Annotated in this window: 18 protein-coding genes; 6 read left to right on the forward strand and 12 right to left on the reverse strand. The window is 40.1% G+C overall.

Annotated elements, in window-relative coordinates:
• Window positions 1-565 precede the first annotated feature (565 nt).
• From MTF64_RS08725 to MTF64_RS08735, 3 genes are all read left to right on the forward strand, one after another.
• The gene (locus MTF64_RS08725; protein ID WP_248451139.1) at window positions 566-982 is read left to right on the forward strand and encodes a hypothetical protein; all 417 of its coding nucleotides are present in this window, start codon (window positions 566-568) and stop codon (window positions 980-982) included.
• Window positions 983-1448: 466 nt separating this feature from the next.
• Window positions 1449-2510, forward strand: coding sequence for a hypothetical protein (locus tag MTF64_RS08730; RefSeq protein ID WP_248451140.1), 1062 nt, complete (start codon window positions 1449-1451; stop codon window positions 2508-2510).
• Window positions 2511-2597: 87 nt separating this feature from the next.
• A complete protein-coding gene (locus MTF64_RS08735; protein WP_248451141.1) occupies window positions 2598-3665 on the forward strand; it encodes a hypothetical protein in 1068 nt (355 codons plus the stop codon).
• Between the two features lie 64 nt (window positions 3666-3729).
• Here MTF64_RS08735 and ttcA read toward each other — a convergent pair whose 3' ends face one another.
• The 11 genes from ttcA to ccoN all read right to left on the reverse strand — a co-directional run bounded on the left by ttcA (window position 3730) and on the right by ccoN (window position 13777).
• Window positions 3730-4647: a tRNA 2-thiocytidine(32) synthetase TtcA gene (gene ttcA / locus MTF64_RS08740; protein ID WP_248451142.1), complete on the reverse strand. Its 918-nt coding sequence runs from the start codon at window positions 4645-4647 to the stop codon at window positions 3730-3732.
• A gap of 103 nt (window positions 4648-4750) precedes the next feature.
• Entirely contained in the window at window positions 4751-5677 is a 927-nt protein-coding gene (uspE, locus tag MTF64_RS08745) for a universal stress protein UspE (RefSeq protein WP_248451143.1), read from the reverse strand.
• Window positions 5678-5783: 106 nt separating this feature from the next.
• Entirely contained in the window at window positions 5784-6521 is a 738-nt protein-coding gene (locus MTF64_RS08750) for an FNR family transcription factor (protein WP_024032585.1), read from the reverse strand.
• Window positions 6522-6589: 68 nt separating this feature from the next.
• The gene (locus tag MTF64_RS08755; protein ID WP_248451144.1) at window positions 6590-7261 is read right to left on the reverse strand and encodes a sulfite exporter TauE/SafE family protein; all 672 of its coding nucleotides are present in this window, start codon (window positions 7259-7261) and stop codon (window positions 6590-6592) included.
• The gene (ccoS, locus tag MTF64_RS08760; protein ID WP_002963071.1) at window positions 7254-7421 is read right to left on the reverse strand and encodes a cbb3-type cytochrome oxidase assembly protein CcoS; all 168 of its coding nucleotides are present in this window, start codon (window positions 7419-7421) and stop codon (window positions 7254-7256) included. The genes MTF64_RS08755 and ccoS overlap by 8 nt, the downstream gene beginning before the upstream one ends.
• The gene (locus MTF64_RS08765; protein ID WP_248451145.1) at window positions 7418-9793 is read right to left on the reverse strand and encodes a heavy metal translocating P-type ATPase; all 2376 of its coding nucleotides are present in this window, start codon (window positions 9791-9793) and stop codon (window positions 7418-7420) included. The genes ccoS and MTF64_RS08765 overlap by 4 nt, the downstream gene beginning before the upstream one ends.
• Window positions 9794-9801: 8 nt before the next feature.
• Window positions 9802-10293 (reverse strand): FixH family protein, encoded by a 492-nt coding sequence (locus MTF64_RS08770; RefSeq protein ID WP_004588822.1) that lies wholly within the window; start codon window positions 10291-10293, stop codon window positions 9802-9804.
• A gap of 141 nt (window positions 10294-10434) precedes the next feature.
• Complete coding sequence (ccoP, locus tag MTF64_RS08775; RefSeq protein ID WP_248451146.1) at window positions 10435-11469, reverse strand: cytochrome-c oxidase, cbb3-type subunit III; 1035 nt, start codon at window positions 11467-11469, stop codon at window positions 10435-10437.
• The gene (locus tag MTF64_RS08780) at window positions 11466-11651 is read right to left on the reverse strand and encodes a CcoQ/FixQ family Cbb3-type cytochrome c oxidase assembly chaperone (protein ID WP_004588824.1); all 186 of its coding nucleotides are present in this window, start codon (window positions 11649-11651) and stop codon (window positions 11466-11468) included. Before MTF64_RS08780 ends, ccoP begins: the two co-directional genes overlap by 4 nt.
• A gap of 5 nt (window positions 11652-11656) precedes the next feature.
• Window positions 11657-12331 carry a cytochrome-c oxidase, cbb3-type subunit II gene (ccoO, locus tag MTF64_RS08785; RefSeq protein WP_004588825.1) on the reverse strand — a complete coding sequence of 225 codons (675 nt, stop codon included), beginning with the start codon at window positions 12329-12331 and terminating at the stop codon, window positions 11657-11659.
• 12 nt (window positions 12332-12343) lie between these two features.
• Entirely contained in the window at window positions 12344-13777 is a 1434-nt protein-coding gene (ccoN, locus tag MTF64_RS08790) for a cytochrome-c oxidase, cbb3-type subunit I (RefSeq protein WP_004588826.1), read from the reverse strand.
• Between the two features lie 339 nt (window positions 13778-14116).
• Between ccoN and MTF64_RS08795 the strand changes: the two genes are divergently transcribed.
• The 3 genes from MTF64_RS08795 to MTF64_RS08805 all read left to right on the forward strand — a co-directional run bounded on the left by MTF64_RS08795 (window position 14117) and on the right by MTF64_RS08805 (window position 19502).
• Complete coding sequence (locus MTF64_RS08795) at window positions 14117-14542, forward strand: hypothetical protein (RefSeq protein ID WP_248451147.1); 426 nt, start codon at window positions 14117-14119, stop codon at window positions 14540-14542.
• Window positions 14543-15463: 921 nt separating this feature from the next.
• Window positions 15464-18046 (forward strand): TonB-dependent receptor, encoded by a 2583-nt coding sequence (locus MTF64_RS08800; RefSeq protein ID WP_248451148.1) that lies wholly within the window; start codon window positions 15464-15466, stop codon window positions 18044-18046.
• A gap of 103 nt (window positions 18047-18149) precedes the next feature.
• Window positions 18150-19502: a hypothetical protein gene (locus tag MTF64_RS08805; RefSeq protein WP_024032591.1), complete on the forward strand. Its 1353-nt coding sequence runs from the start codon at window positions 18150-18152 to the stop codon at window positions 19500-19502.
• A gap of 67 nt (window positions 19503-19569) precedes the next feature.
• Here the strand turns inward: MTF64_RS08805 and MTF64_RS08810 are convergent, their stop codons facing one another.
• Window positions 19570-19821 carry a hypothetical protein gene (locus tag MTF64_RS08810; protein WP_004588905.1) on the reverse strand — a complete coding sequence of 84 codons (252 nt, stop codon included), beginning with the start codon at window positions 19819-19821 and terminating at the stop codon, window positions 19570-19572.
• Between the last annotated feature and the right edge of the window lie 5 nt (window positions 19822-19826).

A 19826-nucleotide genomic window follows, 5' to 3' on the forward strand; every position in this document is an offset into this window, starting at 1 on the left:
CTTCTGTACTTTAATCTTCATAACAGTTTGATGGGCTTAAAATCATTCAAAAATACTGTAGTAATGATTGGTTTGGTTATAAGCGCAGCTACTAACGAATTATAATTAACTTAGAAAAAAAGGGTTACGATAAATTATAACTTTGGTGATTTTTAAAAGCGAAATATGAGTTGCATCTAATAAGCTGTATAGGGAAACATCTACGGCAATATGTATAACTAACCCGCAGCACTCATTGGAGGCATCTCTAGCTGTGTAAAACTCTTATTTAGAACAAATTTTTGTCTGACTATTAACGCAATCACCCTAGCCCAGCATAGCTTACTTAATTAGCAAATTAGTATAAGTTTATACTGAACTTACTCTTTTTATAAAGCCGGTTTATTTATAAAATTTTTAAGAAAAGTTAGTTTTATACTGCTGTAAGTTTAAAGCAGAGAGAAAATTATTTTATTAATGGTTCTCAAGGTTGGTTATTGTTATGTTTATATATAATAAATAATAAGAAAAGACTCTATTGAAAGTTAATATTCATTAGGGTATATTTTTCGCTCATTTAATTTATATGGAAATTTATTCAGTTATGCTAAAAAAAATTATTATCAGTGTTTTACCCGTACTTGCTCTAGCTGGTTGTGGGTCAACACCGCCGATTCAAGCACAAGAAAAAACTATTGCATATCAAGGACAAACTTATGTGTTTGGTGGTCAGTATGATGAGAATCGCAACGAATTACAACTTACTGTAAATGGAGATCCTTTATTGAAAGGGCGCTTTCCCCCATATACTCCTACACTAAACTTAGCAAGTGACTATCAAGATGTACATATTTCTAGTTATTGTTACTTTGGCTCAGTTTTGAGTAGCAAAGGAGGGGTTTTTGGTGCAGTGGCTGGTGCAATTCAGTCATCAAACTCAAAGTCTGGCGATAAGTGTGATATTAAAATCGGTGGTGAAACAATAGAAAGCCTATATTTTTAGTTCAGCTTAAGAATTATCATCTTAGATCAAGTGTTCTGCTTGATCTCTCAACTTAGCATTTCCACTTCGATATTTCCTTCAAAATACAATTTAGATAGCTTTTATTAATGTAAGCTTCTCTTAAAAGAGTAGATTTATTAGTGACTTAGATTACTAGTAAATATTAGTCATTTTAAAAAAGAAAAATATATTTAAGTATACATTAATTCACTCACCAAAGTGTTAAAAATAGATGGTAATTCTATTATTATAGAATCGTTACAGTCCTAAATATTGCAATTATTTAAATTTAAGTAATTGAATATTCAGTCAATATAGATTTAGCAGAATTTAAATGATAATAAATTGTTGCGTTTTTGAGCGTTGTTCCTAATACTGGTCAATGCATGTGCGCCTGCACATGTGTAAATGAATACCTTAAGTACATAGGCATAAAAATAAAACACTGAACACATTAAGGATTTATATGAACAACTCTAAACGAACACACACACTTAAATATCTACTTTTTGCCAGCGCTGCGTTTTTAATGAGCTTTTCTGCACTGAGTAAAGATCACAAAATTATACTGATCCACGGCTTGCAGGTATCGCAAATAACCAATAAGTCGGGCAGCGATGTAATAAACGACGGTGAAACCTATTGGCAAACCTATTGGAATAACCGTGCTGATGAACGTATTGATTGGCCTGCCTATGAGCGCATTGAAGGTAAAATTGCGACCGATTGGGTATGGCCTAAATTAAAGCAAATATCGCGTTCTAACTTATGTGCTGATGGCTGTGTGTTAGTGACGCATTCAACAGGCGATTTAGTTGCTCGCCATATTATTGATAACCAAGCTAATTGGCTTGAAAATGCAGGCCTTACACCACTTAATATTGTAGCGACCTTTGATTTAGCGGGAGCAGGGGGCGGCAGCGAGCTTGCCGATATTGCTGTAAGTGCTTTAACTGGCGCAGCATGGAACTTTGCAGTGGATGCTGCACTCAAATGGTGGTTAGGCAGCGATGTAACAGAAGCGGTGGGCGTATTACACGATTTAAAAGTAAATAACGCACGCAAAATTTCGCCGTTTCCAGATGCGCGTACGCCGCGTTTACGTTTTGTAGCCGATGGTAATGAGTACCTAGGTTTAACGGGCGGGTTTTTAAAAGGTAATGATGATTCGGTGGTGGCATCGCATTCATCGTGTGGAGCAAGCGCGGCTAAATCGTTTGGTAGTTGTAGTAGCAGTATTGATACTAATGGCCAGTTAAAATCACAAGGCGATGCCGTTAATAGCTTTATGCCGCACCATTATCCAATGATGATGAGCGACAGTTACAGCCACAACGAGATCCATAATGCGCAGCGCAAAGGGAATGTCACAATTGCCATGAACAATATAAATGTAGATAGTCAAAATGTCGGCTTTAACACATTTGATAAAACAACGGGTACTTGGTTTTGGAAAAAACACTACCGCTATATTAAGGATTCAAACACGCAAAGCGCCTCGGCACTTATTTATAACGTGATCCCTTAATAAGTACCTAAATTTTATAAACGCGTTAGGTATTAAACGCTAGAGCGTGTAGTTATTTGCTGCACGCTTTTAAAGGATTGATGCAACATGAAAAAGTTTTACATTGGTGCCGCTGTAGTCAGTATTGCGATGTTTTTACTGTGGTTTACAAATAAAAATGAAGTTAAAACGCTTGAGCCTCCTGCTGCACTGGCAATAAAAAACAAGACAGATCCAGCAAGCCCAGATAAAAACACGGTAATAACCATTGATGTGCCAAAACAAAAACAGGTAAAAAGCCCTCCCAAAATACATTATGATCAGCACTTAGCCAGTGCTGCTGAGCATGTGGCAATGCAATACCAAAGCGCTCTAAAATACCCGCCATATTCGCAGCCTTTAAGCGCACTTGATGAAGACCGTTTAAAGCCCAATCAGTTTTACCCAGTTACAAGCCCCATTGACGATGCGGGTAATGCCCTCGTAGTTAGTTTAGATAAATATCGGTTTGTATACCCGCAAGAAATAACCGTTAATATTGCTGCGCAAAACCTAGCAGAGGTAAATGTAGCGCTAAGCAATACCGATACTAAAGCGTCAATCAGTTCAAAAACCACCACAGCTCAGCAGGGTGAAGCTACGGTTAAATTTAAAGCCCGTGAAGACTACCCGCGAAATTTACAGTTATTTGTAGAGGCAAATGTTGCAGGTAAAAAGGTACCTGCAGTAGCACAAATTCAGTATATGCCACCCAGTGCGACGCTTATTGATTTTGATAATGCCTATGCACAAAACGAAAACATGATAGCCACAGCTCATTTAAAAGTGCTTAAAAGTGGCTTATATAGAATTAGAGCTAATTTATACAGTGATACGACCCCACTTGCACATTTGGTGACTAAAAAGAAACTTTCACAAGGCAGTCAAACGGTGGATTTAAAGGCGCATTGGTCGGTATTACCACAAGGGGTGGTTAACATGCGTTTAAGTGACTTTGTGATAGAGCGCATGTCGCCAAGCCCAGGTGAGCGTAATAGTTTTGGTAGCAGTGAGATTACTGAGTTTGAAATTACAGATTTTGCCTACGATAGTTTGCAACAGTTGCCTTATCAAGCAAACGAGCAAGAGCGAATGAGTTTAGAGTTTTTAAAAGGGTTAGCTGATAAAGGCGCTTAGCAGGATTAATGAGTATAAAAAAAGGGGCGAGTAGCCCCTTAACTGTATTTTTAAAACCGTTAGCTTAGCTTAGGTTAATAGTAACCACATCAGCTTGTTGCTGTTGGTTTTCATCTTCATCGCTTACAGGCGCGTTAGGTATATCTGGTTTATCGAGTGCTATATCGCCGCCATCAATAACGTCGCCGGTTTTTAGGTTTTCAAAGTCAAATAGTTCTGTATCGGCTAAATGCGAAGGCACCACATTTTGCATTGCAGTAAAAATACTCTCAATACGCCCAGGGTGGTCTTTATTCCACTGCGCTAGCATGCTTTTAGTATGTTTACGTTGCAGGTTTTCTTGTGAGCCACATAAGTTACACGGAATAATAGGGTAGCCTTGGCTAAATGCGTATTTACTTATATCGGCTTCTTTACAATAAGCGAGCGGACGGATAACCATATGCTCGCCGTTATCGCTCATTAATTTAGCCGGCATGCTTTTAAGTTTACCGCCGTAAAACATGTTTAAAAAGAGTGTTTCGATCATGTCATCGCGGTGATGGCCAAGGGCAATTTTAGTTGCGCCCATTTCTTTGGCTGTACGGTACAAAATACCACGACGTAGGCGTGAGCAAAGCGAACACGTGGTTTTACCCTCAGGGATGATATCGGTAACAATGCTGTAGGTGTCTTCTTCTACAATTTTGTATTCAATATCTTGTTTATCAAGGTACTCAGGTAAAACGTGTTCAGGAAAGCCTGGTTGTTTTTGATCGAGATTAACAACAAATAAATCAAATTTAATAGGCGCCACACGCTTTAAATGTTTAAGCATATCAAGCATGGTGTAACTGTCTTTACCACCCGATAGGCATACCATTATACGGTCGCCTTCTTCTATCATGTTAAAGTCCATGACGGCTTGGCCAGTAAGACGGCGTAAACGCTTTTGTAGCTTATTTAAGTTGTATTGAGCTTTGGCTTGAGCTGAGTGAGACACTACGCCCCCTTATAAAACAATGCGGCAAATTATTTGCTGAAAATAAAGGGGCGTATTATATACCCAAGTACTATGGGTATTAAAGCGCTAGTTAAGGCTTTGTTTAACTTTTGGCAAGCGGGCTTACGTAGCCATCAGGTTTTAATGCCAAGACATCGCAATCTAGGCTATCAATTACGTGCTCGGCAGTGTTGCCAACCAATGCGGCACTTAGCCCCGTACGCCCTACGGTGCCAATCACCACCAGTTCGCTATTTAAGCGATTTGCTACATCGGGGATCACATCCTCCGGTAGGCCTTCTTCTATAAAGCATTGCTCCTTAGTTAAACTAAAAGTTTTAGCAAGCTCGTTGGTGGATTCTATGTGGTGTTTTTTTACAGATTCGTTATAAAGCCCAGGGTTGAATTCTGGTATCTCTATGGCAATATTAATGGGTGTAGCAGGGTAGGCATTAACTAAGTTAAGTTTAGCGTTGGCAAGTTCACATAAAAATTGTGCATCTTTAATAATGCGTTTATTAAGGGCTACATGCTCATCGTTTTCACTAACCGCATTGACCGCGGCTAAAATATTACCTTGCTCAGGCCAAGCCATTTCTTTTACAAATAACACAGGTGTGGGACATTTACGTACTAAGTGCCAGTCGGTAGGGGTAAAAATAACCGATTTTAGCGCACCATGCTGATGGGTACTTTTAACCACTAAATCGTATTCTTGTTCAATAACGGTATTAATAATGGCTTCAAAAGGGCGGTTATGCCAGACCACCTGGGCGGTGATATTTACATCTGGGTAGGAAGAAATTATATCCTTAAGCCATAATTCTCTATCGTTTATAACGGCTTTTCGCATTGCTTCGCGCTCTTCAAACGATAACATGGTGGTCATTTCGTAAGAAAAGTCGTAAACAGTCATAAAGGCGGTAATACTGGCGCCTGACTTTTTGGCTAAATCAATCGAGCGAGCTAAACCGTGATGGTCATCCTTAGTGGGATCAATAACGGCTAAAATACGTTTAATAGTGTTCATATGCTACTCCCTTTTTAACTTACTTTCAGTGTAACGTAAATACACAGCAGTTAAAGGGGTAGCACTCAAATTGTTGTTCTAAATCAAAGTTACAACACCTATTAGCTTAGCAAGGCTTAATTATTGCTGCCGTTTTGGCGAGTGCGTCGCTGTCTAAAATAGTAATAAATTTACCTTCTACCTTTATTAAGTCCGCTTTTTGAAAACGACTTAATAAGCGGCTGATGGTCTCAACGGTTAGGCCTAAGTAGTTACCTATTTCACCACGAGTCATGGTAAATCTAAACTCTTTACGCGAAAATCCGCGCTCGCCAAAGCGCTCCGAAAGGTTATAAATAAAGCTCGCTAGGCGCTCTTCTGCCGATTTTTTATTAAGAAGTAGCAGCATTTCTTGATCGTAGGTAATTTCGCTACTCATTAAACGCATAATTTGTTGGCGAAGTTTGGGTAATTTACCTGCTAACTCATCGAGTGTATCAAACGGGATTTCGCAGACCATTGATGTTTCAAGTGCTTGCGAAAAGCTCTGATGAGCCATTTTACTAATAGCATCAAAGCCGACTAAATCGCCGGCTAAGTGAAAACCGGTAATTTGCTCATCACCTTGTTCAGACAATGTGTACGATTTAAATGAGCCTGAGCGTACTGCATAAATTGCATTAAGCGCAGCACCTGATTCAAACAAGTAGTCGCCTTTGTGTAGGGGCTTTTTGCGCTCAATGATTTCGTCAAGTTTATCCATTTCTTGGCCATTTAACGAAAACGGCAAACACAATTGGCTGATGCTGCAGTTGTTACAGCTAATTGCACAATTACTTTTAGCGCGACTTTGAGAGAAATCCATAATTTAATCCGTTTTAATTTTTATACACAGCAGTGAAAATAAACCAAGTGGCTTAATACAGCTGACGATTAATGTACTAGTTTGTCGATGGCAATGATCAACAGGTACATACCATACCAAATTATAATACTGCCTAACACAATTCGCGTCCATGGGTGGTTAATAACACTATTAAGTTTTTGGGCGGCCAGGCCTAAGGTGATCATGGCCGGAAAGGTGCCAAGCGCAAAACAAAGCATCACTAAGGCACCATCAAATGCGCTAGGGCTGGTCATTGCCCATGTGAGCGCTGAATAAACCAAACCACAGGGTAGCCACCCCCACAACGCGCCGTAACCCAATGCTTTAGGCGTTGAATCTACTGGCATTAAATATTTATTAAGCTTAACAATATGCTGCCAAATAAGTGTTTTACCTATTTTTTCAAGCCATTGCAAAGTGGGGCCTAAGCGCATTATATACACGCCTACCAGCAGCATAAAAATAGCCGCAATGAATGAAAGGGTTACAGAAAAAAACGTATTTTGCTTTGCAAATTGGCTACTTATACCCGCAACGAGTGCGCCAGCTAGCATGTAGCTAAATGCTCGGCCAATGTTATAAGCAAATGAATAAATAACAGATTGGCGCTTGTTACTGGCCAATTGCAATGAGCTGGCAATACCACCGCACATGGCAAGGCAATGCCCGCTACCAATTAAGCCCATTAAAAAGGCGCTGGTGTAAAGTGGGTCAATCATTACTTTTGTTGTGCTGTTCTTTATCATCTTCAAACAAAATACTATGACCTTGTTTGTTTAAATCAGAGAATTGCTCGCTTTTAACGGCCCAAAAAAACACGCCAATGGCAATAATCACAAATAATATGGCAATCGGGATTAAAATATAAATTATGCTCATAACTTTAAAAGCCTTAGTGAATTACTAATCACAATAATTGAGCTGGCAGACATACCAATAACGGCCATCCACGGTGCAACAAGCCCAAGCGCTGCAAGCGGTAAAATAGAGGCATTATACAACAAAGACAGCGTCAGGTTTTGCTTAATGATTCGCCTGGTTTGCTTAGCAACATTGAGTAGGTGCGCAATTGAGGCTAAATCACTGTTTAACAGCACTACATCAGCACTGTTTTTAGAAATGTCGGCTCCGGTTTCCATTGCAATGGACAAATGGGCACTGGCAAATACTGGGCTGTCGTTAATGCCATCGCCTACCATGGCAACTACTTCGTTTTGTGATGACCATTGCTCCACGGCGGTTTGTTTATCTTTAGGAGACAGGGCGCTTTGGCTGCTGTTGAGCTTTAATTGTTTTGCTATTTTTTGCCCAGCATCTGATGCATCGCCTGTGAGCATATGACAGCTCAAGTTTTGTGCTTGTAAGGTACTTATAAGCTCACTGGCACCGGGTTTTACTTTATCTATAAAGTAAAAACGAGCAACTACGCGTTTATTTATAAATAGGCTTGCTTGGGCATTTGTTTTTTTACTGTCAAACCAGCCGCTTTTACCAATAGCGTAATGTTCATCTGCGCTTTGTGCACTAATGCCCATACCTGGGTGTACAGTAATGTTTGTAAGGGCAAGCTCGGTGGTGGCGTATTTATTAAATGCACTGGCTATGGGGTGCTCAGAATAACGCTCTAACTGGGCTGCAATATTAAGCGCTTGCTCTTTAGAGATTGTGTCATCGAGTATATCAATGGCATCTAAGCTAAATTTACCCTGTGTGAGGGTACCTGTTTTATCAAAGGCAAACAGCGTTAATTGCGAGAGGGTTTCAAGCACATGTGCTTGTTTAATTAGCACCCCTTTGCGGGTGAGCGTGGCTACAGCGCATGTTAATGCGGTAGGTATAGCAAGGCTAAGTGCGCAAGGGCAAGTGGCAACCAATACAGAAATAGTGATCCAAAATGCGTGCTCTGGGTCAATTTGGTACCAGCCAATGGCCGTTATAGAGGCAAAAACTAGCAAGCAGGCAATAAACCACTGGGCAACTTTATCGGTAATTTCTACCAGTTTAGGGCGCTTGGTAAGCGCAGTGTGTTGTAAGTGTATAATTTGGTTTAGTAGGGTGTTTTGGCCAATTTTATTTATTTTTATTTCTATTACGCCATCGTGATTAACACACCCGGCATACACATTGTGGCCAATAAACTTATTAACGGGCTGATGCTCACCGGTCATCATCGACTCATCAACGCTTGTTTGCCCCTTGATAAGCTCTCCGTCAGCGGGGATAGTTTCGCCAGCTTTTATGAGTACAACATCATTAAGTTTAAGCTTTTTTGCAGCAATAATATGCTCTTGGCCGTTATCATCAAGGGTGCGGGCGGTTAAAGGTAGCAGTTTTTGTAAGTTGGCAGTAAACTCGCTGGCTTTTAATCGGGCCCTAAATTCTAGGTATTTCCCTAATAATAATAAAAAGGTAAACATACATACCGATTCAAAATACACTTCGCCTACTTGCATAAATGTGGCATAACAGCTGGCGCTATACGCCCCAAAAATAGCCAGCGAAACGGGTAAGTCCATATTTAACTGTTTTGCTTTTAAGCCATTAATAGCGTTAGTTAAAAAGGGTAATGCGCTGTATAAAATAACGGGGGAGGCAAGTACTAGGCTTATCCACCTAAAGTATTGCTCAAAGTTATTATCCATACCCGAGAACATGCCAAAGTACATGGCAAAGGCAAACATCATCACTTGCATGGTCATCAGCCCTGCAACACCTAAGCGGCGTATATAGGCTTTTGCTGTTTGTTGCTTTTGTTGGGCTTCGTCATCGGCTTGAAACGGGTAAGCTTTATAGCCAATTTTGGCTAAGGAAGTAATAATTTCGCTCAGCGGGGTTTGGGTTTTATCCCATTGGATCATGGCACGGTTAGTTGAGGTATTAACATCAACGCGCTTTACCGTTTTTAAGCTAAGTAATTGCTTTTCGATAAGCCATGCACACGCGGCGCAGGTAATGCCTTCAACACTTAAAAGTACTTGGGATAAGTTATCGGTTGTGGCTATAAACTCATCTTGTATGTCTTCGTTGTCGTAGCTTTTAATAAACGCGAGTTGCTCAGGGACTAACTGCTCTACTTTACCAGCGCGTACGGTGCGGTATTTGTAATAGTCGGTCATGCCTTGGTCAACAATGTTTTGCGCAACTGCTTGGCAGCCAATACAGCACATAGGCTGTGGCGTGTTATCTATTGTTACGGTTGCGCGAAATCCATTTGGCACACTTTCAAGGCAATGAAAGCAAGAAACGCTCATAGTGGTGGCTACTTATAATTTGGGGTAACTAACAAAGGCTGCTCTGTAGGAAGAGTAATGTTTTCTTTTAACTTCCAACTACCATCCACCGGCTCTATAAAGACAGAGTAAGCACCTGGTGTGTAGTTATCTAAAAGGGCAGTAAATTCTTTATTTGCATTAGGGGTAAGCGTTGCTTCAAAGTCATGCGCTTTGATGGTGCGATGATAAAAAGACAGCTTTAAAGCGTGTACGTTACTATAATCGCCTTTGGTAAAGGCAAAACTGGCACGCTCGTTTGTAACATTAAGCTTGCCATGTAAAAACAGTGCTTTGGCTTTTTCAAACTTAGTAAGTTCTAAGTTTATTGCTTTGCCTTTTTTATAGTAATCATCAACCACCATATCTGGGCCGTTGCCCACAGCAGTAATAATTAAGGTTATGCACCCGATAATAGCCGCTAGCGGAAAAAAGATTAAAAACCAAGGCCAAAAATTTTTATACCACGGAGTAGGTTGCATAGTTGCTCTAAAATTAGTTTAGGTAGGGCTATTTTATAGCAAATATTTGTAAAAGACTAAAAAAAAGCCTCCGACTGGAGGCTTTTTTGATCTGGATTAATCTGTTGAAATAAAAAGATTAATTAATAGTTAACTCAGTGTTTATTTATCTTGCGATAAACTGTAAACATAGGCAGTTAACAGGTGAATTTTATCTTCACCTAAAATGTCTTTCCATGCTGGCATTACACCGGCGCGGCCATGGTTAAGAGTTTCTTCAACAGCGCGTTGAGAGCCACCGTATAACCAAATGTTATCTGTAAGATTTGGGGCGCCAAACGGTAAGTTATGTGCAACAGAGCCTTTACCATCTGCACCGTGACACGCGGCACACATCGCAAACTTAGCGGCACCTGCAGCGGCATCTTTTTGGTTAACAGTACGACCAGACAAGCTAAGTACGTGGGCTGTCATTTCTTTAACGCCTTGCTCACCAAGTGCTGCACTCCAAGAAGGCATTGCGGCTACACGACCATAAAGAAGCGTTTCCTTAATTTTGTCTGGTGAACCACCGTATAACCAATCTTTATCAGTTAGGTCAGGGAAGCCAGTTGCACCACGTGCATCTGAACCATGACATTGCGCACAGTTTTGCGAGAATAAACGCTGACCAATTTCAAGTGCTAACTGGCCGTCTGTTTGTTCATGCTTTTCGCCATTTTCAAGGGCTACTTGCTGCGCTGCATCACCTTCAAATTTAGAGTTAACTAAATCTAATACTGGTACTTGTGCAAGCTTGTTAAAAATAGGACCAAAGCGCTCTTGTGCTGCTTCGTATTCTTTATCAAGCTTTACATAGCGGCCTTCTTCTTTAGCATCCGCAACTGCTTTTTTAGATTCAGCTAAAGACGTAATACCCTGATTAGAGCTAGTCCATTTACCTAAGCCTTCCCAGTTACCTAAACCTGGATAAGCTGCTAAGTAATATACCGACCAAATAAATGTTGCGAAGAACATGTACGTCCACCATTTTGGTAGTGGATTATTTAGTTCGGTAATGCCGTCATATTCATGTCCGCAGTCTTCACCTTCTTTTACGCCCGCATAGTTTTTAAGGTTCCAAACTAATAAGCTAAAAATGATGATTAAGCAGGCTAGGGTTAATACAATAACCCAAATACTCCAAAAGCTAGTCATTTTTCAGACTCCTTTTCCTCGTTAGAGAGTGTGTTGTTATGTTTTTTTTCATCTTCGAAAATGGCATTAGCAGCGTCATCAAAACGATTTTTGCTACGCTTGCTGTAAGCCCATACAACAATCACAATAAACAATACTAAAATTACCAGAGTCAAAATGCCTCTGTATGTTCCGTAATCCATAATAATTACTTCAAGTGGGTGCCAAGTTGCTGTAAATACGCGATTAGGGCTTGCATTTCTGTTGCGCCTTCGCCGTTATTCATAGCGTTAACTTTATCAACATCTGCTTGTAGCTCTTCGTCGCTGCCATAACCTAAACCCGGGTGTTTAGGGTTTTCTGGGTTAATAGCAAAAGTATCACGGAAAATTTGTAGTTTTTTCAGAGTCAGGCTGGTATCAACCTTAGTCTCTGCTAACCAAGGAAAACCTGGCATGTTCGACTCAGGAACCACGGCGCGTGGGTCAACTAAGTGTGCATAATGCCAATCGTCCGAGTAACGGTTACCTACACGTGCAAGGTCAGGACCAGTACGTTTAGAACCCCATTGGAAAGGGTGATCCCATACTGATTCGCCCGCTACAGAGTAGTGACCGTAACGCTCAACTTCATCGCGAAAAGGGCGGATCATTTGTGAGTGACAGTTATAACAACCTTCACGTACATAAATGTCACGACCTTCCATTTCAAGCGCGTTAAGTGGGCGCAAACCTTCTACAGGTTTTGTTGTATCGTCTTGGAACATTAGCGGAGTAATTTCAACTAATGCACCAAAACTAATAGCAAAAACAGTCAGAATAGCCATTAGGCCAACGTTCTTTTCTACTATTTCATGTTTGTTTTGTGAATTTTTATTGCTCATCATCTCACTCCGTTATGCTAATTGTGCTTGCGCGTCTAACTTCAGTGATTCTTTCTCAGCTGAAATTGTACGCAGAACGTTGTAAGCCATAACTAACATACCTGTAACGATGAATACACCGCCTACAAAGCGCATAATGTAGAAAGGATGTGATGCTTCTAAAGACTGAACAAAGCTGTACATTAATGTACCGTCAGAGTTAACTGCACGCCACATTAGACCTTGCATAACACCTGAGATCCACATTGCAACAATGTAAAGTACAACACCTACTGTGTGTAACCAAAAGTGCGTGTTAACCAATTTAACGCTGTACATACGACCTTGTGCGAATAACGCAGGAATAAGGTGGTAAATAGCACCAATTGAAATCATCGCAACCCAACCTAGTGCACCTGAGTGTACGTGGCCGATAGTCCAATCTGTGTAGTGAGATAATGCATTTACAGATTTAATTGCCATCATTGGGCCTTCAAACGTAGACATACCGTAGAAAGACAATGAAACAACTAAGAAACGCAGTACTGGGTCGGTACGTAGCTTATGCCAAGCGCCAGAAAGCGTCATTATACCGTTAATCATACCACCCCAAGACGGTACAAATAGGATAATAGACATAACCATACCTAAACTTTGCGTCCAATCAGGAAGTGCAGTGTAGTGAAGGTGGTGAGGACCTGCCCAAATGTAAAGTGAAATAAGTGCCCAAAAGTGAACTACCGATAAACGGTAAGAGTAAACTGGGCGACCTGCTTGCTTTGGTACAAAGTAGTACATCATACCTAAGAAACCAGCCGTTAGTAGGAAACCTACAGCGTTGTGACCGTACCACCACTGAACCATTGCATCTACCGCACCTGCGTAGATTGAGTATGATTTAGTTAACGACACAGGCACTGCCATGCTGTTTACAATGTGTAGCACTGCAACAGTAATAATAAAGCCAGCGTAGAACCAGTTAGCAACGTAGATGTGCGATACTTTACGTTTGATTAGCGTACCAAAAAATACCACTGCGTAAACTATCCATACTACCGCGATTAAAATATCGATTGGCCACTCAAGCTCTGCATATTCTTTAGAGCTAGTAATACCCAGTGGTAATGTAATTACGGCTAATACAATAACAAGCTGCCAACCCCAAAAAGAAAAAGCGGCGAGTTTGTCTGAGAAAAGGCGCGTTTGACAAGTACGTTGAACGACGTAATAAGACGTCGCAAAAAGTGCACTGGTACCAAATGCGAAAATTACTGCGTTCGTGTGTAACGGACGTAGTCGAGAGTATGTTAACCATGGTGTATCAAAGTTAAGTGCTGGCCAAGCTAATTGGGCAGCAATCAGAACCCCAATACTCATGCCAACGATGCCCCAAATCACTGTCATAATAGCGAATTGGCGTACAACTTTATAGTTATACTCAGTTTGTGATGCTACTGTTTGGCTCATTTTCTGGCTTCCGCTGCAATAAATGCGTTTAGAAATGAATTACCCACCGTTTAAAGTGGGGCCTACTATTTTCCCCAAGCGTATTACCTAAAACGTTCAAAGCCTGAATGCTTCAGAAAACAAACTCGAGAAACCCTTATTTTTTGCGGGTGAAATGATAAATTTTTTGACCTAAAAAAGATAGGTCAATTACATAAAATTATGACATCAATCAAAGTTTGTGAGTTTGTTGTTTATTTTTTGATACAGATTGTACCTATATTAACCAAACATCACACTGGCTATTGTTATTTCAAAGCATGCTAATTAAGATTTGTTTTTATTTAGCGCGGATTTGTTATGCATATATATAGATTATCTTTGTTTTTAATGCTGTTTTTTGTATTAACAGGCTGTGACAATGCCAATCAAAAAGATCAAAAAGCACTGTTAAAAACAAATTGCGACACGAATCAGCGCTGTTTTTATAATACCGGTGTTAAAGTATGGTTAAGTGATAAAAATATTACCCCCGAAACCCCCTTTAGTATTTACCTTGATTTACCCGCCCACCTAAAAATAGATAACGCTAAGCTTGAAAGTATAACCATGTATATGGGTTTTATTCCGCAAAAGTTCACTAAAGAAGCAACTATTTATAAAAGTGACACTATGGTGGGCATATGCTCTGAGCAAAATATGCTGTGGCAACTGGTGCTTAATTTAAGCAATGTTCAAACTGGTGAGCAAATCACTCACTTTTATAATTTTTATGTAACGTATTAAGGCACCTTTTTCCTGCCAATCATTTTTTAGCTGGCGCATAACAAAAATCAGCTATTAATAAGGTATTACAATAATAAGCTATTCCTATAATAAGGCACTACTATTTAGCGGTACGTCTTATATATGCAGCGCTGCAATAGTAGGTGTATAAAATTGTATTTAAAGCACTAACACATATTTAAACCTCTTTGCTGCCTTGTATGCTGTAACCTTTTTTTTCATTCTCATCTGTTTTATGTTGGTGTGCTTGCTCGTTCTTGTTATGGAGTGAATTGCCTTACGGTAATAGGGGGGCTTCGTCATGTTTATAGTAAAAGCGTATTACTTGCATTACTGGGCATGTAAAAAAGTAAATCCTGCTTACTTTCATGATAACTATTTTAATAAAGCTAAACGCCCTCAAATTAAGACCCTCTAATGATTTGCTAAATCAAATAACTCCTCCCGATCCGAGCAAACGTTGAAGTCTCGCTGAACAAAAAATATTACCAAAAAAACTAAATAAATAGCTTAATAAGACTATTTAAGCGGTAAATCTGCATATTTATGGTTATTAATTTTATTACAGCTTTACGGTTTTACTAATGCGCTGTGATTAATATGTTAATTTTTCTAAAAAGGGTATATTTATCCATTAATTACATTTGATTACAATCTGCATAACTTTGATTTCAGGTGTGTTTTAATTGCTTTTCGTTTGTCTTATCTCAATGATTTTTAATTGTTTTTTTTAGTTAACACTGCAACAAGTTATAACCTTTGTACCTTTTTTGGTTGTTATTTTTTGGTGTTGTATATATAGCGATCTTCCATTAAGTTTTTGTTCAGTTAACTCAGCCTAAGTTGCCCCCCTGACTCACAATTCTTATAAAAAGTGAGCATTACCAATCAAGGTAAATTTCCAACAAGTAGGGTTTATTCATGAAAAAATCAACTCTTGGTTTAGCTGTAATCGCAGCAATCCCAATGTTCTCAAGTATGCAAATAGTAGCGGCCGAAGACGGCGCAAACGCTATTGAAAAAATTCAAGTAACGGGTTCTCGCATTAAGCGCGCAGATATGGAAACCGCTAGCCCAGTTACTTTAATCGGTGCAGATGACATTGCTGCAACCGGTGCAGTTTCGGTTGATGCCGTATTACAAAAAATGACTGCTACTGGTGGTGCAATGACCAACCCAGGTATCAATAATGGTTCTGGTGGTAATGCTTCTATCGATTTACGTGGTTTAGGTTCACAACGTACATTAGTACTTGTAAATGGCCGTCGTATGATCAACTCAGGCACAGGTGCTGCCTCTACTGTTGATTTAAACACTATTCCTGTTTCAATGATCAAGCACATTGAAGTACTTAAAGATGGTGCATCTGCAGTATACGGTACTGATGCGGTAGCAGGTGTTGTAAACATCATCTTAAAAGATGACTTTGAAGGTTTAGACTTAAATGTTAAATCTGCAATCACTACAGAAGGTGATGCTGATGAAACGTCTTTCGATATCACTATGGGTGGTAGCTTTGGTCGTGGTAACGTTGTAATTGGTCTTCAGTACACTGACCGTGGTGACGCATCTCAAGCAGATCGTAGCTTCTCTGATTGTCCATTAACTGAAGATGGCGACGGCAGTGCACCTTACTGTTCTGGTTCTTCATACACGCCAAATGGCCACGTATGGTCAGGTGATGAATCACTACAAGGTCAAGCAGACAACGGTTGGCATGACTTTGGTTCTGATGATGCGTACAACTACTCATCAGACAGCTACCTATACACGCCTATGCGTCGTTTAAACCTTACAGGTATTGGTAGCTTCGATTTAACAGATGACACGCGTTTATACTCAGAATTCACATACTCTAAGCGTTGGTCAGAGCAACAAATGGCACCACAGCCAGTATGGTTTGACTTTGATTACACTGAAGAAATGGGCGATTCACTAACAAGCCACAATATTAACTACGGTGATGAAGTTTCTTACGGTCGTCGTATGACAGACACAGGTACTCGTGATTTCTCACAAGTTGTTGACACTGTTCGTACTGTAGTAGGTGCTGCAGGTTACCTTGACAGTGGTTACGATTGGGATGTGTCTGTAATTTTTGGTCGTAACGATTCAGTTGACCGTTTAAGCAACCTTCACAACATGGGCTCTATCCAAGATGCAATCGAAGCGGGTGACTTTAACCCACTTATGCAATCTTCTTGGTCTGCTGAGAACTTAAGCGATTACGTTTACACTGAGCAAAACTCAGGTGGTAGCCAATTACTAATGTTCACTGCATCATTAGCTGGTGAAGTAATGGAACTTCCTGCAGGTTACGTAGGGTTTGCTGCTGGTGTTGAGCGCCGTGAAGAAAAAGCATGGTACATCCCAGATTCAATCACGTCACAAGGTCTTGCAAACGACCCACGTGTTGAGCCTACAAGCGGTCGTTTTGACGTAAACGAAGCGTACTTAGAGCTTGCAATTCCTTTAGTTAGCGATGCGTTCTTAGCGCAAAACGTTGAACTAAGCACTGCAATCCGTGCTTTCGATTACAGCACTTTTGGTTCTGACGAAACATGGAAACTTGGTTTAACTTGGCGTGTAAACGACGAAGTAATGCTACGTGGTGTTCGCTCTACAGCATTCCGTGCGCCAACAGTCGCTGAGCTATACTCAGGTAATTCACCTTCGTTTGAACAAGTTAGCTTCCCTGGTGCACAAGACCAAGCAGAAGTAACTGTAGGTGGTAATGACCAATTAACGCCTGAAGAAGCTGATACGCTAACAGCGGGTATTGTGTACGAGCCAGAGTGGTTTGAAGGTTTCTCAATGACGTTAGATTACTACGACATTGAAATTGAAAACGCAATTGCTACTGTTAACAACCAATACATTGTTGACTCTTGTTTAGCAACAGATGGTTCATTAGCTAACCAAAGTACTGCGTTATGTAGCTCTGCTGCGGTATCGTTTAACCAAAGCACTGGCCGTATTGCTTTTAATAACCAACTACAAAACGTAGGTTACGAGCAAACTAAAGGCTACGACTTAAACTTAAACTACACATTTGATGCAGCTGGTCTTGCGTGGAATACATCATTAGATGTTACTTACCTAGACGAGTACCTAGTAGATGTTGTTGAATCAAGCATTGATTACGCTGGTTTAATTACTTCTGGTATCGGTGGTTATGCAGATGTTAAAGCTAACTTTGAACTAACTGTGAAAGGCGATGCTTGGAACGCAAACTACAAAGCACGCTACATTGCAGGAATGGATAGCTACAGCTGTCAAGGTGATGAGTCATCATGTTATGCGCCTACAACGCCTTCAGTTGTATACCATGACATAAGCGGTGCTTACATCTTTAACGAGACTGTGTCAGTTACAGCAGGTGTTAACAACTTATTTGATAAGCAACCTCCTTACTACACAGGTAACAACGATTCTAACACTGACCCGTACACATACGATGTACTAGGTCGCCGTGTATTTGCTGGTGTAAACGTTAAGTTTTAATTAGCACATTAATCGTATTAAGGCTCAGTGTTTACTGGGCCTTTTTTATTGAACAAAATTAAGGAGACCAGTACACTTATACACTCAATAAAAGGAGAGTTGTTTGATAAAACAAGACGAAAATTTATCTTTTGTCATAGAACCAGAGTTATCCCCTCGCTCTGAGCAGCGTATCGACCTGTATTTTTCTATACCCAATGAAATGGGTATAAACGTGCAAACCCTCAGTGAAGAGTCTTATTTTAATAACCACTTTAAATCGCACTTAGCTTATAACGCTAAAAACATACACTTACCCTTAGTGCGTAGCCGCTTTGTTAGTAAAAACAAAGGTGAGCAACAAGATTACCGCCAAAACCTTAATTTGTACTGTTATCAGGTGCGTTTAGCGCTCGACGCTGATATTAAAGATGCATTAAAAATTCAAGAAGTGGATGCTTTTTATGCCCGTGCACAAGAGCTGTTTGAGCAAAGTGAAGGGCTACTAAAAAAGCTGCGCAGATATACCCCCGATGATGAAAAACTGGTGCCGTTTTACACCAATGCCGATAACTATTTAAGTTGGCATGTTGAGCAGTCGTTTTTAAAGCTATTAGATGAAGGCCCGCGCAGCAGTGACTTTGCGAAAGAGCGCAACGACTTACTGCAATTTTGTAAAAACGAAAATACATACCGGTTTGAGCAAAATTACAACTCAGAAACCACGTTGCAAGATGGTAACCGCATCACGAATAAAATGCGTTTACTGCAGCGCCTTATAGAGCACGGCGTTATTTTGCATCGCAATACGCGTTATTTAAATAGTTACTTAAAGCGTTTAGTAAAAGGCACGGTTACAGCTGTCATTATGGCATTTGTAATGGTGGTTATACTTAACGCGCGCTCAACCTTTACCGAAGTGACCGCTACCCTTATTTTAATATTAGGGGTTATTTACGGCTTGCGTGAAATATTTAAAGAAGACATTACACGGGTAATTTGGCGCGCTATTGTGCGGGGGCGTCCTAAATGGCGGTTTGTATTTAAAAACAGCATCACTAAAGACCGCGTTGCAAGTCAGTTTGTGTGGCTTGAGTATATGCGTTTTAAAAAAATCCCTAGTGAAGTAAAAACAATATTTTCAAAAAGGCGTCAGCAAAACAAGCTAGCCGCGCAGTGGCTGCATTTTGCCAGTGAAACACGTGTTTCAGCTAAAGAGTTTTTACCAGGCTACGATACTCTACAGCAAAGTATGCGTTTTAATTTGGCGCCTTTTGCACGGTATTTAAAACGCGGCGAGGGCAAGCTGTATCATCTAGATGGTAATAAAATATCAAAGCAAGCGGTTGAAAGGCGCTACCAGTTAAATTTGGTGATGGTATTAAAAGATGAGGAAAGAACCTTATACCAGCGTTACAAAATAACCCTCAATCGCAGTAAAATAGTTAATATTGAACTTATTTACTCTAAAAAATAGAAAATAAAAAAGGGATAGCAACGGCTATCCCTTAGTGTCATGTAAATTTAGCTAATTTAGCGCAGTATTACTGTGTAATACCGTGCTTAGAATAAATAGTTACCTTGTCTGAAACGAGTGTTATTTCAATGTTTTTAGACTCATCACCCCATACACAATTAGTATGTAGGGTTTTTTCTACGCAGTTATCAGCAGAGCCTAAAATAGCTTCTACTTCGGCTTTATCCATGCCAACTTCAATTTTTTCGTAGTTTTCTAGGCTTACTTTTGAACAAGCTGCCAGGCTTAGCGTTGCTGCGATGATCAGGAGTTTTTTCATTGTTA

Source organism: Pseudoalteromonas sp. 2CM41L (genome assembly GCF_023161905.1).
Lineage (GTDB): Bacteria > Pseudomonadota > Gammaproteobacteria > Enterobacterales > Alteromonadaceae > Pseudoalteromonas > Pseudoalteromonas atlantica.